This is a genomic window from Bradyrhizobium sp. WSM4874 (assembly GCF_055811835.1).
In genome coordinates, this window is the sequence record NZ_JBVVPR010000038.1 from 25,340 (window position 1) to 49,711 (window position 24,372).

Genomic DNA, 24,372 nt, shown 5'->3' on the forward strand with positions numbered 1-24,372 from the left:
AACATTTACATAGGTAGATCATCCCGCGATTTTGTCAAGCCGACCGCCTGACAGGGCGCGGGAATTATTTGGGTAACTTTATTTCGGCTTGCCCCAGGGGCCACCGGGCGGCACGCCTGAACCGGAGGATGCCTCCGGTGGCACCGGCGGCGGCTCGGCGCTTTTCGCCGGAGGACGGCGATCGGTCGGGAAGCCGAGACCGCGCAGATAGATCAGCACCTCAGCTTCGAGCAGCTCGTCCGGCGACATCGGCAGCTTTCGACGCGCGGCATCGCCGCGCGAGAACAGCGAGGCCACACCATGCGCCATCGACCAGATGTGCAACGCCATCATCATCGCCGGCGGCCGCGGCGTGCCCGGTGGCGCCAGCGCGGCAAGCCGCTCCGCCGCGGCACGAATAATGTTGAAAGCACGCTCGCTGGCGGCCTGCAGCGCCGGATTGGAATCCACCGGCACGCCAGATTCGAACATCGCGTTGTAGAACGCGGGCTCCTCGCGGGCGAAGGCGAGATAGGCCCTGCCGACACGCTCGAACGCCGTGACGGTGTCGGGCCGTCCGTCGTCCCAGGCCGCGGTCAGGCGCGATTCGAACTGCTCGAAGCCGCGTTGCGCGATGGAGGACAGCAGTTCTTCACGGTCGCGAAAATGCCGGTACGGCGCCGCCGCACTGACGCCGGCCATGCGCGCGGCATCGGCAAAGGTGAAGCCGGCCGCGCCCTTCTCGGCGATCAGCCCGAGGGCGGCCTGCAAAAGGGCTTCCTTCAGATTGCCGTGGTGATAGCCGCGCTCGGCGCGGCGCGTCTCCTTGCGCCAGCTCATGTGAACGAGCTTTACATGAGCCGGGCATGAAGGTCACTAGCGGCGACGGTTTGATCAGCCCCGTATTTCCCGCAGTCGTTCCGGGGCGATCCGAACCATCGGACCTCGGAATGATGCCAGGCCTGGCGCCCCGGGGACTAACGCCCCGGGATCGGCAGCACCGGCATGACCTCGATGGACTCGCCCGGGAAGATCGCAAAATGCGGGTGGTTCTTGAACAGTTCTGCAGCGGCCTCCTGCGAGGCCGCGCGCACCACCGTGAAGCCGGTCAGCGCATTGCTGACCTCAGTGACCCCGCCGGCGTCGATCCTGCGGGTCTTGCCGAGTGGGCCGCCCATCTCGACGATGACGCCCTTATGCTTTTCGACCCAGCCGTGCCAGGCGGCCATGCCTTCCTGCTCCTTCGCCTTCCGTTCAGCCTCAGGCATCGCGTGCCAGGCTGCCATTTTCGTGCCGGTCATGCTGCCGAGATAGACGGCGAGAAACGTGTGTTCGGTGCTCATTGGGGGTGTCCTCAGGTTTGGTGGGTTGGAGAAAAATCCGGGACTTCGGCCGCGGCGGCCGCCTTGGTTATTTGCTTCTCAGGTCGGCAAACCCGGCGGCAGCCTCCTGCACCTCGGGCGAAAAATCGACCATCTCCTGCACCTGCCGGATCTCGATGATTTCGTTCGCTGAGGCCGGGCATCTCTTGGCCCAGGCGATCGCCTCGCCACGCGAATCGACCTCGATCATCCAGTAGCCGCCCAAGACTTCCTTGGCCTCAGTGAAGGGGCCGTCGGTCACAACAGGCTCACCGGTCGCAAAGGAGACGCGCGCACCCATCGACGGCGGATGCAGGCCGTCGAGCGTGATCAGCACGCCGGCGTCCTTCAGCGCCTCGTTGTAGCGCATCATCGCGGCGACACGCTCGGGATCGAGTTGGACATCCGGCGGCGCGGTCTCGTAGCCGAGCGGGATCATCAGCATCATGAATCGCATGGAGGTTCCTTGCTTGCTTAGTCGCCCTTACCCAAGACGAGCGAACCTTGACGAAACCGACAGGTGACGAAAATTATTCTGGAGATGATTGCGCTGGCCGCTAGCGCGCCTGCGGCAGGAAACGACCGTCCTGCCGGGCAGCGCCGAAATAGACCTCGATACGACGAACCTTGCCGCCGGCGAAGGTGAAGAACTCGGTGTTGCGAAAGCTCCTGCCATCTGTCGCCAAGCAGAGATAGGTGACGAAGGCCTCGTCGCCCTGGACGAAAATCCGCTCGATGTCGTGCCGCGCAATCCAGCCGGTGTCCCTCCAGCAATGCTCGAAATAGGCCGCCTTCTCGAGGTCGTCGTCGAACGGGCTGGTGAAGCGAAAGTCGTCCGCCAACGCGTCGGCGACCCGTTGCCGGTCGTTGCCGAGATAGGCGGCGAAGAGGTCTCGAATCAGGTGTTCGGGGTCGGTCATCGAGCGGTTCCATGGACAATCGTCTTGAAGACGGTCGACGCACGGCCGCGCCGACATCGAGCACGGCTTCAACCATGCGAAAAATAATGCAACGCGGCGGCCGTACAAATACGGGCCTCCTATGAACTCCGCCGTGCATATGAATCGAGAATGCTTGCGACCTGAGCAACATGGCGCGCGCACGTGAAATGACTGAACGGGTGCCGCCTCGTGCAGGAATTTACAGTTGCTCAAGAACAGCATGCAACTTTTTGGCTTGAGCGAACGGTATGACAATCCGGCTGATTCGCCCCTCAGCATGACGCGGAGCTTACGTGTTCAATTTCCAGAGCAAGAAAGTCAGGCACGCAGTCGCGGAGGTCGAGGCGCTCGACCGGTCCCAGGCCGTGATCGAATTCGGCCTCGACGGCACCATTCTCGATGCCAATGAAAATCTCCTCAAGATGAGCGGCTATTCGCTCTCGGAGATCAAGGGCAAGCATCACAGTATCTTCGTCAGCCCGACTGAACGGGAGAGCGCCCGTTACCGCGACTTCTGGGCCAGCCTGAACCGCGGCGAGTTCCAGACCACGCAATACAAACGGTTCGGCAAGAACGGCAAGGAAGTCTGGGTCCACGCCTCCTACGCGCCGCTGCGCGACGAGAACGGCAAGGTGGTGAGCTTCATCAAGTTCGCCACCGACATCACGGCATACAAGGTCAAGACCATGGAGGACGCGGGCAAGATCGCCGCGATCAGCCGTGCCCAGGCCGTGATCGAATTCAACATGGACGGCACCATCGTCGCCGCCAACGAGAATTTCCTGGGCGCAATGGGCTACTCGCTCGACGAAATCCGGGGCAAGCACCACAGCATGTTCGTCACGCCGGAAGATCGCGCGAGCTCGGCCTACGCCGACTTCTGGGCGCGGCTGAACCGCGGCCAGTTCGAAGCCGCCGAATACAAGCGGATCGGCAAGGGCGGACGCGAAATCTGGATTCTGGCGACCTATAACCCTATCCTCGACGAGACCGGCAAGCCGTTCAAGGTGGTGAAATTCGCGACCGACGTCACCGCGCAGAAGATGAAGGCGGCCGACAATGACGGACAGCTCGCCGCGATCCAGAAATCGCAAGCGGTGATCGAGTTCAACATGGATGGCACCATCCGCACCGCCAACGAGAATTTCTTGAAGGCGATGGGGTATTCGCTGGCGGAGATCAAGGGACAGCACCACTCCATGTTCATCGAGCCGAACGAAAAGAATTCGGCGGCCTATCGCCAGTTCTGGGAGACGCTCAACCGCGGTGAATACCAGGCCGCCGAATACAAGCGGATCGCCAAGGGCGGCCGCGAAATCTGGATCCAGGCGTCCTACAACCCGATCCTCGACCTCAACGGCAAACCCTACAAGGTGGTGAAATATGCCACCGACATCACCGCGCAGGCGATCGGCCGCAAGAAGGCCGACAACGCGCGCGGTCTGATCGAGGCGGTCGCGGCCGGCAGCGAAGAGATGAGTGCCTCGATTCGCGAGATCTCCGCGACCATGGCAAAGTCACGCGAGAATTCGAAGGTCGCGACCACCCGCGTCGAGGCCGCCGACGGCCAAGCGCAGCGGCTGAACGCGGCGGCGCAGGCGATGAGCGGCATCGTCGAGATGATCTCGGGCATCACCGGCCAGATCAACCTGCTCGCGCTCAACGCCACGATCGAATCGGCGCGCGCGGGCGAAGCCGGCCGCGGCTTCGCCGTGGTCGCCTCCGAGGTGAAGAGCCTCGCCAACCAGGCCAAGCAGGCGACCGACACCATCACCTCCGAAATCGACGCGCTGAACACCATCTCCGGCGACGTTGCAAGCTCACTGACCGCGATCAAGGTCGCGATCGCCGGCGTCAACGAGTTCATCGCCTCCACCGCCGCCGCGGTCGAGGAACAGAGCATCGTGACGGCCGACATGTCGGCCAACATGCAGCGCGCCACGGCGGAGCTTGCTTAGGCGCCCTGCGCGGCCGCAAAAGGAGAGCCTCGAAGAGCAAAGGCGCGATAGTTTGTCGCGTCTCCTCACGGCTTTCATGGTAGGGAGACCGCCTCAACTCCCGAACCACGGATAAGCTATGACCGCCTCCCCGCAGAAAATCGCCCTCGTCACCGGAGCCGCGCGTGGCATCGGGCTTGCGACCGCGAAGAAGTTTTTGACCGAGGGCTGGCGGGTGGCGCTGCTCGACATCGAGGGTGAGCTGCTCGGCCGCGCGGTCGCCGAGATCGGCCGGGACGAGACCACGCTGGCGTTGACCTGCGACGTCTCGGACGCAGCCGCGGTTGCCGCCGCGATGGCGATGCTCGAGCGGCGGTTTGGCCGGCTCGACGCGCTCGTCAATAATGCCGGCATTGCCGTGTTCGCGCCGCTGATGGAGACGTCGGAGACCGACTGGCGGCGCGTGCTCGAGGTCAACCTCACCGGTCCGTTCCTCTGCACCAAGGCGGCGGTGCCGCTGATGCGCGACGGCAATGGCGGTGCCATCGTCAACATCACCTCGATCTCGGCGGTGCGCGCCTCGACGCTGCGCTCGGCCTACGGCACCAGCAAGGCGGGCCTCGCGCACCTCACCAAGCAGCTCGCGGTCGAGCTTGCGTCCCTCAACATCCGCGTCAACGCGGTCGCGCCGGGGCCGGTCGACACCGCGATGGCAAAGCAGGTGCACACCAGGGAGATCCGCGCCGACTATCACGACGCCATCCCGCTCAACCGCTACGGCCTGGAAGAGGAACTTGCCGAAGCGATCTACTTCCTTTGCTCGGAACGATCGAGCTACATCACCGGCCAAATTTTGGCCGTCGATGGCGGCTTCGATGCGGCGGGCATCGGCCTGCCGACGCTGCGCGGCGAACGGCGGAACGGATAGACACGGCGTAGGTTGGCTTAGCGAAGCGTCACCCACCTCTTCTCGTTGACCTATCCTATGGACTCGAATTCGCGGAGGCTTCATGCGACGCGTCACCCTCATCAAGGCCTTGATGCTCGCATCCGCGCTGCTCGCCGCCACGCCTGCCTTGGCCGAAATCCGCATCATCCAGTCGCCCGGGGGACAGGTCGGGCCGTTCCTCGATTTGTTCGAGAAGGTGCGCGAGAGCGGCGAGCGCGTCGTGATCGACGGTCCCTGCCTGTCCGCCTGCACGCTGTTGCTGAGCATCGTGCCGGGCGAGCGGATTTGCGTCACCAAGCGTGCCGTGCTCGGCTTCCATGCGGCGCGCTCGGTCGATCGACGCGGGCGCTTCTACGCCGAGCCGGAAGCATCAGATGCGGTGCTTGCGGCCTATCCCGGCCCGGTGCGCGACTGGATCAGCCGCCGCGGCGGCCTGTCGTCGCGGTTGCTTCTGCTGAAGGGGCGCGACCTCGCCGCGATCTATCCGCGCTGCCGGTGATGATCAGGCGGACCCAAGCGCCCGCACCGCAGCGCCGCGCTACCACATCGTTTCGATGATCGCGAGCGTCAGCTTCACGCTCATCGCGTTGCTTCGTGAGCCAGCAAACAAGCGCGCCGGCAAAATTGGGCCGGTCACGCGCTTCGTGAGCCCTAATAATAACTCTGGATCAGCTGGCTCAATTCCATGCTCGCGCAGATGAGCATACCCCAAAGTGCAAAGTTGATCTGCAGCGCCGCCGCCATCGGTCGCTCCCCTTCCAAGTCCGCCCGCCCCAGTTTTTAGATTTATGACGAAATAAATAACGATTCTGTCCCGGAGTTCACAGCCTAATATTGCGCCAGTTGTTGTGCGATGCGGTCCGCATCATTTCACGAAGCGGCCTCACTGCTCTCGCAATGTGGTGCGACAGGAGAATCCATATTCGGCCATGTCGGCCACGCGTTTCCCTTAGGTTCCATTTGAGCGGTGCGACGCAAGCTTCGGCAAGCGGAGTTGGCGCGTCGCATACAACACCCAAGGGTCCGGCATGATGCGACACGGCTTTGTCTTGCTCACTTTTTGCGCAACACTCATGGGATGCGCGGTCGCGCCTGCGCAGGAACGCCGTCCGATCGCATGGGACGGCCTCGGTCAGGATCCGAACCGTCCCTCTGTCATGAAGCGTCGTGTGGCGACCCAAGCTCCCGCGGCGAGTGATCCGAATCAGGAGCGGGAAAAAGTACTCGGCACCTTGCGCCCGTACTCCGCGGCGTGGTGGGCAATCCATGACGAAATCGAAGCGGAGAACGACAGGCAGCTCGGGACCAAGCTCGTGATCTGCCCGCGCTGCGTTCCGTCGTCCCAATCACCGAGCAATGACGTGACAGGATCAATCCGCTGATGGACATGCTGTCGATCGGCGCATGACGCAACGGCCTCATGCGCGCCCCTCTCCCGCGTCGTCAGGGAGAGGGGATCGCCGCTTGGCGCGTCAGGCGATCGCGCCTGTCACATTCCCTCGGCCGGGCAGTTCACCATCCAGGGAATGCCGAACTTGTCGACGCACATGCCAAAACCCTTGGCCCAGAAGGTCTTGCTGAAGGGCATGGTGACCTTACCGCCATCGGCGAGTGCGTTGAACTTGCGCTCGCCCTCCGCGGGGTCCGCGACCGTGAGCGAGATCGAAAAGCCCTGCGGCTTGTGAAAATGCTCGGGCGGCGCATCCGACCCCATCAGCACGCCGCCGTCGGGCAGCGACATCCGCGCATGCATGATCGTCTTCTCGCGGCCGGGCGCAGCCGCCATGTCCGGCGGTGCGTCCGACGAACGCATCATGGCATCGATCTTGCCGCCGAGAACCTTGGCGTAATAATTGAACGCCACCTCGCAGGTGTCCTGGTAGAACAGATATGCATTGAGCATCGTTTCTCTCCTTTTGGCTTTCGTTCGGGGTGACGGCGCTACTTCTCGGTGAGCTTCTTCAGGCTCGCCAAGCCGGCCTCGAAATCCTTGCCGATCATGTTGTCCATGTTGATGAACACCTGCATGACCTTAGACAGGAACGGGGCCGGACCGGACATCGCCCACGTGACCAGTGTGGCATCGCCTTGCGGCACAAAGGTGAACTCGGCGGTGTTGTGGCCTTCGAAAGGCCGCTCGAAATCGAGCTTGATGCGGAGTTTTGACGCCGCACTCGCCTCGAGTATCTCCATATGGCCGGCGCCGACATTGTTGTTGCCGTCCCAGGCATAGGTCGCGCCCTTGCCTTGCGCGGTGCCGCCAAACGTCCGCTTCATCGCAGGATCGCGGTTCTCGTAGGGTGACCAGGCGGTCCAGCGATGGAAATCGGCGACCTGCGGATAGATCGCATTGGCTGGCGCTTTCACGGCGAGGCTGCGTTCGACGCGGAATGTGTCGGGCTTCGTCAGGGCGAAGACGAGCACGCCCACGATTCCGACTACGAACAGGACGGCGATGACGGCAATAGCTTTCAGCATGAATGGCTCCCTGGATACGGTCCTAGGACGAAGGGAGGGCGCCGGGCCCGACAAGGCGAGGCGGAAATTTTGCTACGCCCGAAGCAGGCGCTCCCTACGTCACCTTGGCGCCTTGACTTTGGCGTCTTGCCTTGCGCCGCCATTTGCGACCTTGGGCTGGCTGTCCCGGATCAGGCGATCGAGATGCATGCGGATGTGAGCCGCTTCTGCGGACGTGTTGGCGAGAGCGATGGCGCGGTCGAATGCGATGCGGGCTTCGTCGTTGCGGCCGAGCTGCATCAGGAAAGCGCCGCGCACGCCGTAGAAATGGAAGTAATTGGCAAGCTTTGGCGCCAGCGGCTCGATCAGGTCGAGCGCGGCTTGCGGGCCGCGCACCTTGGAAATCGCGACCGCGCGGTTGAGCGTCACCACCGGCGACGGCTGCACCACCTCCAGCGCACCATAGAGCAGGTCGATCTGAGCCCAGTCGGTCTCTTCAGGCGTCGACGCGCGGGCATGCAGCGCGGCGATCGCTGCCTGGATCTGGTAGGGCCCGCTGCGGCGATGGCGTATCGCCTTGTCGATCAGCGCGAGGCCTTCCGCGATCATCGTGCCGTTCCACAGCGAACGATCCTGGTCGTCCAGCAGGATCAGCGAGCCATCCGCGGCAAAGCGCGAGGCACTGCGAGCATGCTGCAACAAGATGAGCGCCGTGAGCCCCATGATCTCTGGCTCGCTCTGGAACAGCCGCAGCAGCAGCCGCGCCAGCCGGATCGCTTCCTCGCACAGCGGTTTTCTGATTTCGGCGGTGTCGCCGCTCGCGGAATAGCCCTCGTTGAAGATCAAATAGATCATCGCGGCCACACGGGCGAGCCGCTCCGAACGCTCGACCGCGCCCGGCGTTTCGAACGGCGTCCCGGCCTCCGCCACCTTGGCCTTGGCACGCGTGATGCGCTGCTCCATTGCCGCTTCCGACACCAGGAAGGCGCGCGCGATCTGCTTCACCGTCAGGCCGCAGACGATACGGAGCGCCAGCGCGATCTGCTGCGTCGCCGGCAGCCCTGGATGGCAGCAGATGAACATCAGCCGCAAAATGTCGTCGCGGTAGTGCGAGCCGTCGAGCCGCTCCGCGAGCGCGCCCTCGGCGTCGTCGAGATCGGAGATCGCCTGGTCGTCGTCCGGCAGCGGCTGCTGCTTGCGGGTGCGGCGCACCTCGTCGATCGCAACGTTGCGGCCGACCATGATCAGCCAGGCCGCGGGATCGCGCGGCGGTCCGTTCTGCGGCCAGGTCTTCAGCGCGCGCAGGCAGGCGTTCTGAAACGCTTCCTCGGCGGTGTCGAGATCGCGGAAATAGCGCAGCAGCGCGCCGACCGCCTGGGGGCGCGCCGAGGTCAGCGCGGTCTCGATCCAGGCGGTATCGGCCTCGCTCACGTCAGATTCCCTCCGGGCCTGAACACGCCTACCGGGCGTACCTCATAGGCGCCGCCGGGATTGGCCGATCCGAGGTCACGCGCAACGTCGAGCGCCTCGTCGAGGTTCTTGCAATCGACGATGTAGAAGCCGAGCAACTGCTCCTTGGTCTCCGCGTAGGGGCCGTCGAGCACCAACGGCGGGTCTTCCTTGCGCAGCGTCGCTGCCGCAGTGGTCGGCAGCAGCCGCGCCACCGGGCCGAGCCGGCCCTGCTGTGTCAGCTTCTCCTGCACCACGGCGAGCTTCTTCATCACGGCTTCATCCTGGTCCTTGCTCCAGGAGCCGACGAAGTCCTCGTCGTGATAGCAAAGGATCGCATAAAGCATGGGCAGTACCTTCTCTGAACGCTTGTTTTGAAGACGATCTACTATGCCTCGCCCCGACACGGCTGCGGAAAAAAATTGCAAGAAAAATCCGACAGATCGTGCCAAGGAGGGCCATCAAAAGCGGAACCTCAAGAGGCACTTCGAATGACCGTGGGCACACTGGCCGTCCTGATCAACAGCACGCAGCAAAACTGGCTGCCGGAGCGCTGGAAGGCCCGGTTCGACGCGGTCGGCGGCGGCCGCCGCGTGGTGCTGCTGCCCGATGCCGGGCTCGATCCGGCCGAGGTGCACTATGCCGCGGTGTGGAAGCCGGTGCCGGGCGATCTCGGCTCCTTCCCCAATCTGCGTGCGATCTTCAATCTGGGCGCCGGCGTCGATGCGCTGATGGCGGACAAGAGCCTTCCGAACGTGCCGCTGGTGCGCGTGGCCGTGCCTGATCTGACCGGCCGCATGACCGAATACGTCGTGCAGCACGTGCTGATGCACCACCGCCAGGAGCTTTATCTGCGCCAGTCGCAGCGCGAAAAGCGCTGGGAGCCGACCTATCAATGGCCGGCGAGCGCGGTCACGGTCGGTGTCATGGGACTGGGCACGCTCGGCACCGATGCGGCCGAAGTGCTGCGGCGGCTTGGTTTCCGTGTCGCCGGCTGGAGCCGCAGCCCGCGCACCATCGCGGGCGTCGAATGCTTCCATGGCGCCGGGCAGATCGACGCGTTCCTGCGCACGACCGATATTCTCGTCATCCTGTTGCCGCTGACGCCCCATACACACGGCATCCTCAACCGCGATGTCTTCACCAAGCTCAACCGCAAAAGCCCGCTCGGTGCGCCCGTGCTGATCAACGCCGGCCGCGGCGGCCTTCAGAACGAAGCCGACATCCTGGCCTGCCTCGACGACGGCACGCTGGGCGCCGCCTCGCTCGACGTCTTCGTGCAGGAGCCGCAGCCGGCGGACAGCCGGTTCTGGACCCATCCCAAGGTGCTGCTGACCCCGCACAACGCCGCCGACACCGACGCCGATGCGATCTCGGCCTATGTCGCCGAGCAGATCGCGCGGTTCGAGGCGGGTGGTGTGCTGGAGAACGTGGTGGACCGGGCGCGGGGATACTGAGACCTCATGTGCCACCCGAGCCCGTAAAATCACTGATCGCCGGCCGGTATCCCGTTCACCCTCTCTTAGCGAGAAGTTGATACGCGTTGTTAATCAACGCTCAACGAACGAGTCGCACATGCGCTTTACGCTCGGCCTCAGGATGCGGATCACGGTTGCGCTGGCGGTAACGGCAGCGGCGACCGCGCTGTTTGCGGTGCTCGGTGCAATGTGGATCATCGCGGGGATCATCGACCGCGCCGACCAGCGCGAGCTGCGCAGCCATTACGATGCCCTGCAATCGCGCATCGCCGAGGAGTCCCGCCGCGCCGCCGCCATGAGCGCCGTCGTCGCCGCGATGCCGGCGACGCAGGACGCGATGGCCAAGCAGGATCGCAATGCCTTGGTCAGCCTGTTCGGGCCGGTGTTTGCCGCGACCAAATCGGAGTACGGAGTCGAACAGTTCCAGTTCCACGTGGCGCCCGCGACCTCGTTCCTGCGCGTGCACCAGCCTGCTAAATTCGGCGATGACCTCTCCGGCTTCCGCAAAACCGTGATCATGGCCAATCAGGAGCACAAGGTCGTGGTCGGCCTCGAGGGCGGCCTGGCCGGGCTCGGGATCCGCGGCGTGGTGCCGATCGCGCAAGGCGGCAAGCATCTCGGCTCAGTGGAATTTGGCCTGACCTTCGGCCAGTCCTTCCTCGACGACTTCAAGACCAACCGCCATGTCGACATCGCCTTCCATCTCGCGGACGGCGGCGGCTTCAAGCTGTTCGGCGGCACGCTGAAGGGCAAGAGCTTCTTCGACGCGACCGATTACGGCCGCGCCGCCGGCGGTGACTTCACGATGCGGCAGGCCAAGCTCGACACAACGCCGGTGGCCGCGCTGCTCGGACCGATCAGGGATTTTTCCGGCAAGCCCCTCGGCGCGGTCGAACTGGTGATGGACAATGCCGACTATGTGGCCTCCGCCGACCGAGCCTGGCTGCTGGCATTCGGCATCGCCGCGCTCGGGCTCGTGCTCGCCGCAATCGTCGGCTATCTCATCGCCCGCAGCATCTCGCGTCCGATTATCTCCATCACCACGGTGATGCGCGAGTTGGCCGACGGACATCTCGATGTTGCCGTCCCCGCCAGCAAGGCGAATGACGAGGTCGGCGCGATGGTGAGGGCGGTCGCGGTGTTCCGTGACAATGCGATGAGCTTCAACAAGCTCCAGGCCGATCAGCTCGAGGCCAAGGTGCAGTCCGAAGCGGAGAAGCGACGCGCGTTCGCCGCGCTCGCCGACAATTTCGAAGCCAGCATCCGCGACGTCGTCACCACGGTCTCCTCGGCCGCAGTCGAGATGGAGAACACGGCGCGCTCGATGTCTGATATCGTCGAGCGGTCACGGCAGCAGACCGGCACGGTGTCGTCGGCCTCGGCGCTCGCCTCGGAGAATGTGCAGACGGTTGCTGCCGCCGCGGAGGAGCTGTCGTCGTCGATGACCGAGATCAGCCGGCGCCTTGCGCACGCGACGGCGGTCGTCGGCAAAGCTGCGAGCGACGGGCGACGGTCGAATGAGCGCGTGCAGAGTCTGGCCGACGCCGCGCAGAAAATCGGCGACGTCGTCTCCTTCATCAGCGGTATTGCCGAGCAAACCAATCTGCTGGCACTCAACGCGACGATCGAGGCGGCGCGCGCGGGCGAAGCCGGCCGCGGCTTTGCGGTGGTCGCCTCCGAGGTGAAGGCGCTGGCAACCCAGACCGCCAAGGCGACCGAGGAGATCGGCGCGCAGGTGACGGCGGTACAGGGCGAGACCACCGGCGCAGTCGACGGCATCCAGTCGATCTGCGCAACGATCCAGGAGGTCGACGAGATCTCTGCCGCGATTGCCGCCGCCGTCGGCCAGCAGGGCACCGCGACGCAGGAGATCGCGCAGAACGTCCAGCAGGCAGCCGCCCGCACCGGCGAGGTCTCGCAAAATATCGCGGGTGTCACCGCCGGCATCGCCGCGACGGGAACAGCAGCGGAGGAAGTCCTGGGTTCGGCGATCGAGCTGTCAAAGCAATCGCAGCGGCTGCGCGACGAGGTGGATCGCTTCCTCGCGCATATTCGCGCGGCGTAGCGAGGCTACAAACTCAGTGTCGCCCTGGCGAAAGCCAGGACCCATTACCCAAGGGAGAAGCTGCGGCGCGACGGCGGCAACTCCAAATCTTCGCCAAACCAGATTCGGTGGCTACGGGTCCTGGCTTTCGCCAGGACCACGTTTGGGAGATAGCTCGCGCCACGCACTGCCTAGCTCTTTCCTCCCACTATCACGTCGATCGCCCCCTTTACGATCGCCTCGAGCTCCTTTCGCGACACACGCGCGCGGGAGCGGATGGCGATTGAGTGCACGGTCGCTGAAGCGAGCTGCGCCAGCACGGCGGGATCGGCGCTCTCGGGCAACTCGCCTTTCTCCTTGGCGCGGCGGAAGCAACTCGCAAACGCCTTGTCGAGCTCGTTGAGGCCATCGAGCACCATGGCCCGGATCTCGGGATCGCCGACCGCCTCGGAGGCCGCCGTGACCACGGTGAAGCAGCCGCGCGGGCCGGTCTCGCCGGAGAGATAGATGTTCAGCGCGGAGGCGAAGATGCGCTCCAGCCGCTGGCGCACGGGCATCTCCTGGCGAAAGATCTCCACCATCGATGCGCGCGCTTCCTCGCGGTAGCGCTGATAGCTCTTGATGTAGAGCTCGCGCTTGTCGCCGAACGCGCCATAGAGGCTCGGGCGATTCATGCCGGTGGCTTGGCTGAGATCGTCGAGCGAGGTGGCCGCGAAACCCTGCGTGCGGAACAGGTCGAGCGCCTTGCCAAGCGCGACGTCGGGTTCATAGGCGCGCGGACGGCCACGGCGTTTGGGTGCAGTGGCAGCAGCTGGCGGCTTCTGTTTTTGTACCATTTCGCAATTTAATCCTTGACCGCCGCTATAATATGCAAGACAGTACAAAAATCAATCTGGCCGGTTTGAGCGACACTCCAGAAGTCACATCGAGGAATTGCCCAAGGAGGCTCAAGATGGATCTTTATTTCTCGCCGCTCGCCTGTTCGATGGCGACCCGCGTTGCGCTTTATGAAGCCGGCGCCGAAGCGAATTATCTCGAAGTCGACCCGCCGACCAAGACAGTGCTGAGCGACGGCACTGACTTTCGAACCGTGAACCCGATCGGCCTGGTGCCGACACTGCGGACCGATGAGGGCGTGGTGCTAACTGAGAACGCCGCGATCCTGCAATATATCGCCGACCGCTTCCCGCAATCGGGCCTCGGTGCCGCAGCGGGCATCGATCGCACGCGGCTGCATCAATGGCTCTGCTTCATCGGCACCGAGCTGCACAAGGGCCTGTTCATCCCGGTGCTCGACCGCAAGGCGCCGCAGGAGACGAAAGCCTATGCGCTGGAGAAGAACCTGTCGCGGCTGGACTACCTCGACGATTACCTGAAGGGGCGCGACTTCCTGCTCGACCATTTCAGCGTCGCCGACGCCTATCTCGTCACGGTCATCAACTGGACCATGGCGACGCCGCCGATCGAGCTCGCCAAATGGCCGAACGTGAAGGCCTATTACGAACGCCAGCGTCAACGTCCGTCGATCGCCAAGGCGATCGCTGAAGAGTTCGAGCTGTACAAGGCCGAGCAGGCGCGGAAGAAGGCTGCGGCGTAGCGGCACTCGAAACGACCGTCGTTCCGGCCCATGCGCCGGGACGACCGGTTAAACAGCGCGACAGACCGCGCCCCGGAACAATTGGCTATTTCGGCGCGTGGAGTACGACCCCGTAGCGTCGGTATATCCTATCGATCGTGCCGTCGTTTCGCAGCCGTTCAACCGCTCCATCGATGGTGTCGCGCAATGCATCATCCGGACGGACCATGCCGACCGCGACGTTCCAGTTGAGATCGGCTATGGACTCGTCGCGATCCAGGATGCGGAGTGCCTTGTCCGGATGCGTCAGGTTGAAATAACTCGCCGCGGCGGGTGTGACCGCAGCGGCATCGATCTCATGGTTTGACAGGGCATCGAGGCTGTCGCTCTCGAAGCCGAAAGTCGACGTCGGGACGTGCCGTTGGCTGATGATCATGGCAGCGACGGAGCCGACCTGCACCCCGACCTTGGTATGCTCGTTGAGGCTCTGGAACGAGGCGAGCGCGCTGGATGAGGGGACGGCGAGTGCGACGCCCGTGCGATAATACGGTTTTGAGATTCTCAAGCGGGTTTCACCCTGCGCTTCGCGGTCGGCGATGACATCCAGAACGATATCGCAACCGGCGCTCCGCATCTGGTACTGGGTGATGATCCAATCGAGTCGCAGGGAGACGCCGAGCTCGTGTGCCAGCGCCTGGCCCAATTCGATCTGAAAGCCGGGAGGATCGGCGGCCTTGCTTGCGAACGGAAGCGAGTTCGGATGGGCGCACAATCCGAGCACGCCGGACGCGCGGATCGCGTCCAGGGTTCGCCCCTGCGCAGGATTCAGCAGTGCGATCACGGCGCCGACCACAAGCGGGAGAACTGTCTTCATTCCGCGTCCTCGTATCGACATCGGCCCGATCGATTCAGCCCTCGCGCGGCTTCAGGGCGCGGATATATTTGACGATCTGGTCGATCTGCGCGTCGGTGAAGGCCCCGCCGAATGCCGGCATCGCACCAGACTTGCCGTTCTTGATGCGGCTGTGCAGATAGTCGTCGTCGCGCGGGGAATCCATCAGCTGCGGTCCCTTGCCGGCGGCCCGGCCGCCAGCGGAATGACAAAAGCCGCAAGTCCCCGCGAATAGCTGTTCGACGTCGAACGTCCCGTTGTCGGGTACAGGAGTGACAGACTGCGCCTGAACCGGTGCGGCATACAGCGACGAGGCGCCCAGCACCGCCGATAGCAGCGCGGTGATCTTCTTCACATGCAAGTTCAAGGTATCCAGCTCCATATCCTGAAGCGCCACGCCCCGAAGCACGAGTCCTGAAGCACACCCGAAAATTCCAATGCACGGGAAGCAAGCTTGCGCCTGCTCCCCGGCAATCTGCGATGATTTATTTCAAGCTGAAGACGACGAGCGCCCCGTCATCACGCGGCATGCTCTTGTAGACGCCGCCGAAGTTTGGCGCGTATTCGTCCGCCAGCATCCCGCCAAAGCCAGCGGCCACGGCAATGTACTGCTTGCCATTGACGGAATAGCTGACGATGCCGCCCTGGTGGCCCGTGCCGTTGTTGTGGCTCCACAGCTCGGCCCCGGTTTCGGCATCGTAAGCATGAAGGATGCCGCGGGAGTCGGGCACGAATACGAGATTGCCCGCAGTCGACAGCACGCTTCCGAGCGGAGGCTCGGGATAGCGAACCTCCCACTTCTTGGCGCCGGTGATGGGGTCGCGCGCGTCGAGATGTCCATAAATCTCTCCGCCCGGAGGGGGTACCATCTTGAAATCGGCGCCGATGTTGAGCTGAACCTGGGGCGCTGTGACCGGCGTCGTCTTCTGGACGTCGAGCGTCATGCACCATTCCTGGCCGATCTTGTAGTACAGGCCGGTCTTCGGGTTGTAGGAGCCGGCATTCCAGCTGACGCCGCCGCCAATGAAGGGGCACAGCGGCGGTTCGGTAACCTTCCCGGCCGTGAAGTCGCGACGGCCGATCAAGGCACCCGTCTTGGGATCGATATCCTTGACGAAATTGATGTTCTCAACGAGCCGCCAGACATTCTTCACGGCGAGGTTGCGGTCATAGACGAAGACGAAACCGCCCTTGTTCGGGTGAACTACGAACTTCTGACCGTCGCGTTCGAGCATCACAAACTCGCCGACCGCGCTGTCGAAATCCCAGGCGTCGTGCGGCAACTCCTGATGATGGAATTTCAGCCTGCCGGTATCGACGTCGAGACCGATCACCGAACTCGTGTAGAGATTGTCGCCCGGACGCGCGCCTTGCGTCTTGTAATCGGCGCCCGACCAATCGTAGAGCGGCGCCGGGTTTGCGGTGCCCCACAGGATTGTATTGGTCTCGGAATCGTAAGTGCCCGGCATCCAGCCACCGCCCCCGCCCGTGCGCCAGGAATCGTTTCCCCACGTCTTCATGGCCTCGTCGGTGCCGGCGACGGTCAAGAACTCCCACTTCTTCTTCCCGGTGGTGGCATCCAGGCCGAAGATCGGGCCGCGGCCCGGCCATTCACCGCCTTGCGCTCCGATGACCACCGTGCCCTTCGCGTAAAGCGGCGCACCGGTGAAACCGACCGTGAGCTTCTGCGAGTCGATCAGCCTGGTTTCCCAGAGGACCTTCCCCGACTTCATATCCAGGCCAAGAACCCTGCCATCCATGGTGCCGACGAAAACCTTGCCCTCGCCGAGCGCTACGCCGCGATTGTAGGGGGAATGGGTCTGACGGGAGATCAGGGCCTCGTCGAGCTCCGGAAAATGGGACCAGATCACCTCGCCTGTCGCGCCGTTGAGCGCAAAGACCCGGCTGTAAGAACCCGAGTAATAGAGCACGCCATCCGCCGCGAGCGGCATCGACTGCAGGCCGCGGGTCGAGCGTCCTGGAATATGGGTCCAGGCAACGTTCAGATTACCGACGTTGTTTGCATTGATCTGCGCCAGCGGGCTGTAGTGATAGGATTTGTATGAACCGTGATAGGTCAGCCAATCGTTCTGACCGCCGTTCTCGATCCGCGCAGTATCCACGGACTGGGCAAAGGCTGACGACACCATCAGCGTCGCGCCGGCAACAAGAGGTAGACCAGACTTACACCAACGCTTCTTCATCCGTTCCTCCCGCTTTTATGTTTGTTTAACGTGCGTCTCACAGATGCCGCCGCGAGGGATGCTGCAGTCCGCTATCTGTCGGTTCTTCTCCATCCGATACGAGCCATCAACGGCTCTCGGTCTCTCTCGGCGGACATCGCCAAAAGGTGCTACGTTCTCTGGACTGGTTGCAGTTGCGCTTATCCTCGCTCCGGCAGCGTACGCCGGATGACGAGGAGCGCAAAGATACAATACGTGCACGGAGCGAATTTGACGCGCGGCGCGGATTGGAAACGTCAGGTGCGCTGACGGTTTGTCTCGGCTCGCAGATCTCAGACTGCTGCGTGCGGGGGCGGTAACGCCAAGGCCCCAAGACGGATTTATCCGTACAGCACCCTCGGGAGGATCGTGACGATGCCTGGCCAGAGCGTCAGCAGCAGAACGAAGCCGACCATGATGAGGAGATAGGGCATCGTGACGCGCGCGATGTAGCCGAGGCCGTCGTCGGTCAGACCCTGGATCACGAACAGGTTGAAGCCGACCGGCGGCGTGATCTGAGCCATCTCGACCGCGAGCACCAGGAAGATGCCGAACCAGATCTCGTCGAAACCCGCGCCCTTCACGATCGGCAGCACGATCGGCAGCGTCATCACGATCATCGAGAAGCCATCGAGGAAGCAGCCGAGGATCAGATAGAATAAAATCAACACCACGATCAGCATGAAGGGCGACAGCCCGAGCCCCTTCACGAAGGCGGCGACTGTTTGCGGGATGCCGAGGAAGGCCGCAGCGTTGCCGAGGATCGAGGCGCCGAGCACGATCAGCGCGATCATCGAGCAGGTCACGACCGAGCCGATCAGCACGTCACGCATCACCTGCTGCGACATCGAGCCTTGCGCCCAGGCGACCAGCGCCGCGCCGAACACGCCGACAGCTGCGGCCTCCGACGGCGTCGCCAGTCCGCCATACATCGAGCCGAGCACGCAGGCGATCAGGAACAGCGCCGGCGCGAGGTCCTTCAGCGCCGCAAAACGTTCGCGCCAAGGCACCTGCGAGAGTTTGGCTTCCGTTTCCGGCACCATGCCGGGGTTGAGGGTCGTGTGCAGCATCACCCAGCCCATGAAGGTGGCGGCCAGCAGCAGGCCGGGCAGCACGCCGGCCGTGAACAGTTTCAGGATCGAGACGTCGCCCAGCACGCCATAGATGATCATGATATTGGACGGCGGGATCAGGAAGCCGAGCGTGCCGGCGCCGGCGAGCGAGCCGATCGCGATGTCGCGAGAATAGCCGCGGCGTGTGAGTTCGTTGAGCGACATGCGGCCGATCACCTGCGTCGTCGCCGCCGACGAGCCGGAGATCGCCGCGAAGATGGTGCAGCCGATCACGTTCACATGCAGAAGACGACCCGGCAGCAGCCCCGCCCAGGGCGCGAGCCCCTGGAACAGCGAACGTGACAGACGGGTGCGAAACAGCAACTCGCCCATCAGGATGAACAGCGGCAGCGCCAGCAGCTCCTGCGTCGTCAAAATGTTCCAGGCGTATTGCGGCAGCAGCTTGTCGAGCGGGATCGAGCGGAACATCGCCAGCAGCAGCGTCGCGGTGAGCGCAAGCGTTAGGCCAATCCATACGCCGCACGCCAGAAGCGCAAACAGCATCGCGAAGAGAGCGACGACTTCAATGGTCATGGAATCCGGTGTCCGCTGGCTGGCGCGAGGGCGATCATTCGACGGGCGAGGCCTTCATGCGGTGATCCTCCAGCGGCAGGCCGAGCACGGCCTGGATCGCGCGCGCCAGGAACTGGAGCGTCAGCAGCAGCATGCCGAAGGTGACGACGGCCTGCGGAAACCACAGCGGAGTGTCGCTCGAGGTCGAAACCTGGCCGCGCACATAGGCGCCGAAGGCGAACTTCGCCATCGACGATGTCAGGAAGGCCATGAAGGCGAAGCCGGCGGCGGCCGACAGGATTTCGAGCGCGCGCTGAAACGGGGCCGGGACGTTCTTCAGGAGCAACACGACACGGATATGGCCGCCGACGCGCAATGTCATGGCAGCGCCGAATGTGAAGGACGCCGCCATCAGATAGGAGGAATATTCCCACGCAATCGAGATCGTGGGCGGAAAGAACGGCAGGAAGTTCGAGAGGAAGCGCGTTGCGACCTCGCACAGCATCAGCAACGTCAGCATCAGCAGGCAGCCGCCACCGATCCAGCCGTCCAGCCGGCCAAGACGGTCAATGCCGTCGAGCAGGATGCGCAGCGGCGCCGGCGCCGCTGCGTTGAGACTCTGCGGAGCTGCCGGCGAAACGCTGACCACGGCCCGGCCTCAGCGCTTCATTTCGGCGAGATAGGCCCGCACCGGCTTGTCGGCCGCCGGCACGCGCTTGACGAAAGCGTCGAGCTGCGGCGCGGTCTTGGCGCGAATGTCCGTGATCATGGCCTCCGAGACCGGCACCACCTCCATGCCACCCTCTTTGAGGCGATTGAGGCTGTCGACGTCCGCCTTGAGCGAGTTCGCCCAGAAGCCCGGCTCCATCTTGGCGGCAATACCGGCGACGAGCTGCTGCTGATCGGCGCTCAGTGCCTTCCAGGAATCGAGGTTGACGGTGAGCATCTGCGACGACCAGACGTGGTTGGTCGGGTAGATGTATTTCAGGAATTCCCAGAATTTTCCGTCGACGCCCGACACCGCCGAGGTGGATACGCCGGAGACCGCGCCCGAGGCCAGCGCCGGGATGGTCTCGCCCCACGGAATCATCACCGGCGCCATGCCGACCACGGCCAGCATATCGACGGCATTCTTGTCGGGCACGCGGATCTTGATGTTCTTCAACCCGTCGACATCGGCAACCTTGACCTTGAGATGCAGATATTGCGTCGGCCACGGCACGATGTAGAGGATCTTCTGGTTGTTGCGCGCGGCGACCTTCTCGTATTCAGGCCGCACATATTTGTGCAACACCTTCAATTCGTCCATCGAGCCGCAGAGAAAGGGAATGCTCTCGACGCCCATGAAGGGCTCGTCGCCGACCTGCTGAATATTGAGGACGTCGGCGAGCGGCACCAGGCCGTCGCGCACGGCGCGCAGATGCTCGGGGCCCTTGAAGCCGAGCTGGCCACCGGCCTTCACGGTGATCGCGACCGAGCCGCCGCTCTGCTTCTTCACCTCCTCCGCGAAGGCAAACGCGTTCTGGGTGTGGAAATTGCCGTCGGGCCATACCGTCGACATGTCCCAGCTCACCGTCGCCGCCCGCGCGCGGGTCGAGATGTGGCCGGCTGCGAGCAGCGTTGCTGCGCCCGCTGTAAAATTCCGTCGCGTGATCATTGAGCCCCTCCGTTTGCTACGCGCACGACGCCTGAGGCGTCATCGCGTATGCCCATAAACTGCAACCGCGTTGTCGGCAGACACGAGGCCGCTTTCGATGTCGTCGTTGACGGCTCTCGGCGCGCGCTCCCGGGGATCGCCGATGCCGGCACCGCCTGGTGTCAGCACCACCAGCCGGTCGTCCGGCGGCACTTGTTGAAAGCCCTTTCCACGCAGCTTCTTGCCGGACTTCAGGCCGACATAGCCGGCCTCGCCGTTCTTGCCGCCATCGCGGCCCCGCGGCGGATGATCGATGCGGTCGAACGCCGCCAGGATGTCGAACGGCGCATCGACGCCGCTGCCGACCTCGATGATCTGGCCGAGGCCACCGCGGGTGCGCCCTGCTCCCCCGGAATCCGGACGCAGTTCCTTGCGCCAGAAGATCAGCGGCGTCTGCGTCTCGGCGATCTCGACCGGCGTGCCGCGCACGCCGCTAGGATAGGCGGTCGCCGACAGCCCGTCCTTCACGAAGCGCGCGCCGGTGCCGCCATTGGAGGTCACCGCCATCGAGAATCCGTAATTGCCGCCGGCGCCCGAGCGGGTCTGGCCACGCACATTGAGATTCCACAGGCACGAGGTGCCTTCCGCGGGCACGCGCTCCGGAATGATCTGGCGCAGGCAGCCGAACACGACGTCGGGCAGCATCTGGCCGATGATGTGACGCGAGGCGACCGGCGCCGGCTTCGGCGCATTGAGGATCGCGCCTGGCGGAGCCGACACCGTCAGCGGCGAGAGCGAGCCGGCATTGTTCGGGATCTGCGAGGCGACGACGCAGCCGAGACCGAACACGGTGTAGGCGATGGTGTAGGACAGAGGCACGTTGATGCCGAACCTGGACGCGGCCGAGGTGCCGTCGAAATCGACGTGAATGCCTTCGTCCGAGATCGTCAGCGTCGCCTCAAGCGAGACCGGCGCGTCATAGCCGTCGACCACCATGGTGTTGCGCCAGGTGCCCTTCGGCAGTTTGGCGATCTCGGCCAGCACGGCCTCGCGCGAGCGGTCGCAAATGTAGTCGCCGAGCGCATCGAGCGAGTCGATGCCGAACTCGGTCATCATCTCGACCAGGCGCTCGCAGCCGACGTCGTTGCAGCCGGCGAGCGAGTAGGTGTCGCCCTCGGTGTCGATCGGCAGCCGCGTGTTGGTGCGGATCATCGCCATCAGCGTCTCGTTGACGACGCCCTGGTCGATCAGCTTCAGCATGGGGATGTAGAGCCCCTCCATGAACACGTCGGTGGCGTCGGGTCCGAAGCCGATGCCGCCGATGTCCATGAGATGGCTGGTGCAGGAAAACAGCGCGACCGGCTTGCCGTCCTTGAAGCAGGGCGTGGTGACGACGAAATCGTTGAGATGACCGGTGCCCATCCAGGGATCGTTGGTGATGTAGGCGTCGCCCTCCTTCATCGTCTCGACCGGAAAGTGGGTGATGAAGTGCTTGACGGATTCCGCCATCGAGTTGACGTGGCCGGGCGTGCCGGTCACCGCCTGCGCCAGCATTCGTCCCTTGAGGTCGAAGACGCCGGCCGAGAGGTCGCCGCATTCGCGCACGATCGGGCTGAAGGCGGTGCGGAGCAGCACCTGCGCCTGCTCCTCGACCACGGCGATCAGCCGGTGCCACATGATCTGAAGGTCGATCAGGCTCGCGCCGCTTGCCTTGCTCATGATCAGGCCGCCTTCCGTTCCATGACGATGCTGCCGGCACCGTCGATATGCGCGTCAAAACTGTTGGAGACGAAGGTGGACGTTTCGTCCTCCGCAATCACGGCGGGACCTGCAATCGTCGCGCCTGGCGCCATATCCTCGCGGCGGTAGAGCGGGATCTCGATCACCTCCCCCGCCCGGCCATCGAAGAACTTGCGGCTTCCGGTCGCCTTCCCGGCGGGCTTGCGCGTAACGGCCGCGACCGTAGCCGGATTGCGCGCTTCGGTCGTCGCAAGCACGGACCAGCTCAACACCTCGATCGCCGCACCCGGGATCGATCGCTCGAACATCGCCGCATAATCCGTTTCGAACTTCTGGCGCAGGCCGGCCAGATCGGTCGCCGTCAACCGCCGGTTCGGCAACTCGATCGAGATCTCATGGCCCTGGCCGACATAGCGCATGAAGGCGGCGCGGCGCTCGCGCACCGGCGCACCGGCCGCCCCGGTCTCGACCAGCGCACGCGCTTCGGTAACCATCTCCTGGAGCAGGTCGGAAACACCATCGGTGTCGAAATCGTCGAGCCGGACATGACGGCTGCGCACCAGCTCATAGGCGATCGGAGCCGCAAGGAAGCCGACGGCCGAACCGACGCCGGCATTGGAAGGGACAATCACGCGGGAGACGCCGATCTTCTCGGCGACGCGCGCTGCATGCAGCGGTGCCGCGCCGCCGAAGGCGATCAGCGTATGCTGACCGACAATCTCCCCGCGCTCGACCGCATGCACGCGCGCCGCACTCGCCATGTTCTCGCAGACGACCTCGTGCACGGCATAGGCCGCAGTCTCCGCCGACAAACCCAGCGGCTCGCCCACGGCGCGCAGCAGCGCCTGCTTCGAGAGTTCAGGGTCGAGCTTGATTGTTCCACCCGCGAAATCGTCGGGGTCGATCATGCCGAGCGCAACGTCGGCATCCGTCACGGCCGGGCGCAGGCCGCCGCGGCCGTAGCAGGCGGGCCCGGGCTCCGACGAGGCACTCTCGGGGCCGACCGTGACGCGCTTCATCGCATCGACATGGGCGATCGAGCCGCCGCCGGCGCCGATCTCGACCATCTCGATGACGGGAATCCGCACCGGCAGACCCGAACCTTTCAGGAAGCGTGCAGCGCGATCGACCTCAAACACGCGCGAGGTCTCGGGCTGGAATTTTTCGATCAGGCAGATCTTTGCCGTGGTGCCGCCCATGTCGAAGGACAGCACCTTGCTCTCGCCGAGACGCGCCGCGATCTGCGCCGCGAAAATGGCGCCGCCGGCAGGACCGGATTCGACGAGGCGCACCGGAAAGCGCCGTGCCGTCTCGATCGAGGTGACGCCGCCGCCGGAGGTGACGAGATAGATCGCACCGCGGTACTGCTCGACCTGCAAGGCGTCGGACATGCGGGCGAGATAACCGTCGATCAGCGGTTGCACATAGGCGTTGGCCACCGCAGTCGATGTGCGCTCATATTCGCGGATCTCCGGGCACACCGCGGACGATACGGTCACGGAAATGCCGGGCATCTCCTCGCTGATGATTGCGGCCGTGCGGCGCTCGTGCTCGGGATTGGCGTAGGAGTGCAGGAACGCGATCGCGACACTCTCGACGTTCAGCGCACGCAATCTTGGCGCGAGCGCGCGCACCGCAGCTTCGTCCAGCGGGAGGCGGACGCCACCGTGGGCGTCGATACGCTCCGGCACGGTGAAGCGCAGGGATCGCGGCGCCAGCGGCTTCGGCTTGTCGATGGTGAGGTCATACTGGTCGTAGCGGCTCTCGGTGCCGATATCGAGCACGTCGCGAAAGCCCTCGGTCGCGATCAGCGCCGTCTTGGCGCCGCGACGTTCGATGATGGCGTTGGTCGCGAGCGTCGTGCCGTGAATGAAGACGTCGATGTCGCTGATATGGGCACGCGCATCAGCGAGAATGAGCCGCATGCCATCGAGCACCGCCTGTTCGGGCCGCTGCGGCGTCGTCAGCAGTTTGCGCGTCTTGCGATCCTGCCCCACGTCCAGCACGATGTCGGTGAACGTGCCACCGATATCGACGGCAAGCCGCACCTCGGCTCCCTCAAGCATTCCAAATTCTCCGTGCTGAT

The 24,372-nt window shown here is 64.1% G+C and carries 24 protein-coding genes; 7 read left to right on the forward strand and 17 right to left on the reverse strand.

Going from position 1 to position 24,372, the window contains the following annotated elements; genetic code table 11:
- Positions 1-78: 78 nt before the first annotated feature.
- The 4 genes from AC0L3P_RS29865 to AC0L3P_RS29880 all read right to left on the reverse strand — a co-directional run bounded on the left by AC0L3P_RS29865 (position 79) and on the right by AC0L3P_RS29880 (position 2,260).
- Positions 79-819: a TetR/AcrR family transcriptional regulator gene (locus tag AC0L3P_RS29865; RefSeq protein WP_063994768.1), complete on the reverse strand. Its 741-nt coding sequence runs from the start codon at positions 817-819 to the stop codon at positions 79-81.
- Positions 820-956: 137 nt separating this feature from the next.
- Positions 957-1,322, reverse strand: coding sequence for a YciI family protein (locus AC0L3P_RS29870; protein ID WP_275169606.1), 366 nt, complete (start codon positions 1,320-1,322; stop codon positions 957-959).
- Positions 1,323-1,389: 67 nt separating this feature from the next.
- Positions 1,390-1,797, reverse strand: a complete 408-nt coding sequence (locus AC0L3P_RS29875) for a YciI family protein (RefSeq protein ID WP_354065933.1) — start codon at positions 1,795-1,797, stop codon at positions 1,390-1,392.
- Positions 1,798-1,897: 100 nt separating this feature from the next.
- Positions 1,898-2,260 (reverse strand): nuclear transport factor 2 family protein, encoded by a 363-nt coding sequence (locus tag AC0L3P_RS29880; protein ID WP_354065931.1) that lies wholly within the window; start codon positions 2,258-2,260, stop codon positions 1,898-1,900.
- Positions 2,261-2,574: 314 nt separating this feature from the next.
- Here AC0L3P_RS29880 and AC0L3P_RS29885 point away from each other — a divergent pair, with 314 nt between their 5' ends.
- The 4 genes from AC0L3P_RS29885 (at position 2,575) to AC0L3P_RS29900 (ending at position 6,549) form a co-directional block, all read left to right on the forward strand.
- Positions 2,575-4,239 carry a methyl-accepting chemotaxis protein gene (locus tag AC0L3P_RS29885; protein ID WP_275169608.1) on the forward strand — a complete coding sequence of 555 codons (1,665 nt, stop codon included), beginning with the start codon at positions 2,575-2,577 and terminating at the stop codon, positions 4,237-4,239.
- A 118-nt stretch (positions 4,240-4,357) separates the two neighbouring features.
- Entirely contained in the window at positions 4,358-5,146 is a 789-nt protein-coding gene (locus tag AC0L3P_RS29890; RefSeq protein WP_275169609.1) for an SDR family NAD(P)-dependent oxidoreductase, read from the forward strand.
- Positions 5,147-5,228: 82 nt separating this feature from the next.
- Positions 5,229-5,666, forward strand: a complete 438-nt coding sequence (locus AC0L3P_RS29895; RefSeq protein WP_275169610.1) for a hypothetical protein — start codon at positions 5,229-5,231, stop codon at positions 5,664-5,666.
- A gap of 529 nt (positions 5,667-6,195) precedes the next feature.
- Positions 6,196-6,549: a hypothetical protein gene (locus AC0L3P_RS29900; RefSeq protein WP_275169611.1), complete on the forward strand. Its 354-nt coding sequence runs from the start codon at positions 6,196-6,198 to the stop codon at positions 6,547-6,549.
- Positions 6,550-6,656: 107 nt separating this feature from the next.
- Here the strand turns inward: AC0L3P_RS29900 and AC0L3P_RS29905 are convergent, their stop codons facing one another.
- The 4 genes from AC0L3P_RS29905 to AC0L3P_RS29920 form a co-directional block, all read right to left on the reverse strand.
- Positions 6,657-7,070: a VOC family protein gene (locus tag AC0L3P_RS29905; RefSeq protein ID WP_354065928.1), complete on the reverse strand. Its 414-nt coding sequence runs from the start codon at positions 7,068-7,070 to the stop codon at positions 6,657-6,659.
- A 38-nt stretch (positions 7,071-7,108) separates the two neighbouring features.
- The gene (locus AC0L3P_RS29910; RefSeq protein ID WP_354065926.1) at positions 7,109-7,645 is read right to left on the reverse strand and encodes an SRPBCC family protein; all 537 of its coding nucleotides are present in this window, start codon (positions 7,643-7,645) and stop codon (positions 7,109-7,111) included.
- A gap of 99 nt (positions 7,646-7,744) precedes the next feature.
- The gene (locus AC0L3P_RS29915) at positions 7,745-9,055 is read right to left on the reverse strand and encodes an RNA polymerase sigma factor (protein WP_473307492.1); all 1,311 of its coding nucleotides are present in this window, start codon (positions 9,053-9,055) and stop codon (positions 7,745-7,747) included.
- Complete coding sequence (locus AC0L3P_RS29920; protein WP_275169615.1) at positions 9,052-9,420, reverse strand: YciI family protein; 369 nt, start codon at positions 9,418-9,420, stop codon at positions 9,052-9,054. The genes AC0L3P_RS29915 and AC0L3P_RS29920 overlap by 4 nt, the downstream gene beginning before the upstream one ends.
- A gap of 144 nt (positions 9,421-9,564) precedes the next feature.
- Here AC0L3P_RS29920 and AC0L3P_RS29925 point away from each other — a divergent pair, with 144 nt between their 5' ends.
- Entirely contained in the window at positions 9,565-10,530 is a 966-nt protein-coding gene (locus AC0L3P_RS29925) for a 2-hydroxyacid dehydrogenase (RefSeq protein ID WP_473307494.1), read from the forward strand.
- Positions 10,531-10,648: 118 nt separating this feature from the next.
- Positions 10,649-12,616 (forward strand): methyl-accepting chemotaxis protein, encoded by a 1,968-nt coding sequence (locus tag AC0L3P_RS29930; RefSeq protein WP_275169617.1) that lies wholly within the window; start codon positions 10,649-10,651, stop codon positions 12,614-12,616.
- 170 nt (positions 12,617-12,786) lie between these two features.
- Here AC0L3P_RS29930 and AC0L3P_RS29935 read toward each other — a convergent pair whose 3' ends face one another.
- Entirely contained in the window at positions 12,787-13,431 is a 645-nt protein-coding gene (locus AC0L3P_RS29935; RefSeq protein ID WP_473307497.1) for a TetR/AcrR family transcriptional regulator, read from the reverse strand.
- Between the two features lie 116 nt (positions 13,432-13,547).
- Between AC0L3P_RS29935 and AC0L3P_RS29940 the strand changes: the two genes are divergently transcribed.
- Positions 13,548-14,192, forward strand: a complete 645-nt coding sequence (locus AC0L3P_RS29940; protein WP_473307499.1) for a glutathione binding-like protein — start codon at positions 13,548-13,550, stop codon at positions 14,190-14,192.
- Between the two features lie 85 nt (positions 14,193-14,277).
- Here AC0L3P_RS29940 and AC0L3P_RS29945 read toward each other — a convergent pair whose 3' ends face one another.
- From AC0L3P_RS29945 to AC0L3P_RS29980, 8 genes are all read right to left on the reverse strand, one after another.
- On the reverse strand, positions 14,278-15,045 hold the full coding sequence (locus AC0L3P_RS29945; RefSeq protein WP_275169620.1) for a substrate-binding periplasmic protein: 768 nt from the start codon (positions 15,043-15,045) through the stop codon (positions 14,278-14,280).
- Positions 15,046-15,079: 34 nt separating this feature from the next.
- Positions 15,080-15,430: a c-type cytochrome gene (locus AC0L3P_RS29950; protein WP_275169621.1), complete on the reverse strand. Its 351-nt coding sequence runs from the start codon at positions 15,428-15,430 to the stop codon at positions 15,080-15,082.
- A 118-nt stretch (positions 15,431-15,548) separates the two neighbouring features.
- Complete coding sequence (locus AC0L3P_RS29955) at positions 15,549-17,267, reverse strand: pyrroloquinoline quinone-dependent dehydrogenase (RefSeq protein WP_275169622.1); 1,719 nt, start codon at positions 17,265-17,267, stop codon at positions 15,549-15,551.
- Positions 17,268-17,626: 359 nt separating this feature from the next.
- The gene (locus AC0L3P_RS29960; protein ID WP_354204673.1) at positions 17,627-18,931 is read right to left on the reverse strand and encodes a TRAP transporter large permease; all 1,305 of its coding nucleotides are present in this window, start codon (positions 18,929-18,931) and stop codon (positions 17,627-17,629) included.
- 34 nt (positions 18,932-18,965) lie between these two features.
- Positions 18,966-19,559: a TRAP transporter small permease subunit gene (locus tag AC0L3P_RS29965; RefSeq protein ID WP_354065906.1), complete on the reverse strand. Its 594-nt coding sequence runs from the start codon at positions 19,557-19,559 to the stop codon at positions 18,966-18,968.
- Between the two features lie 9 nt (positions 19,560-19,568).
- A complete protein-coding gene (locus tag AC0L3P_RS29970; RefSeq protein ID WP_247400993.1) occupies positions 19,569-20,567 on the reverse strand; it encodes a TRAP transporter substrate-binding protein in 999 nt (332 codons plus the stop codon).
- Between the two features lie 39 nt (positions 20,568-20,606).
- Positions 20,607-22,265, reverse strand: a complete 1,659-nt coding sequence (locus tag AC0L3P_RS29975; RefSeq protein WP_473307503.1) for a hydantoinase B/oxoprolinase family protein — start codon at positions 22,263-22,265, stop codon at positions 20,607-20,609.
- Positions 22,266-22,267: 2 nt separating this feature from the next.
- Entirely contained in the window at positions 22,268-24,352 is a 2,085-nt protein-coding gene (locus AC0L3P_RS29980) for a hydantoinase/oxoprolinase family protein (protein WP_473307505.1), read from the reverse strand.
- Between the last annotated feature and the right edge of the window lie 20 nt (positions 24,353-24,372).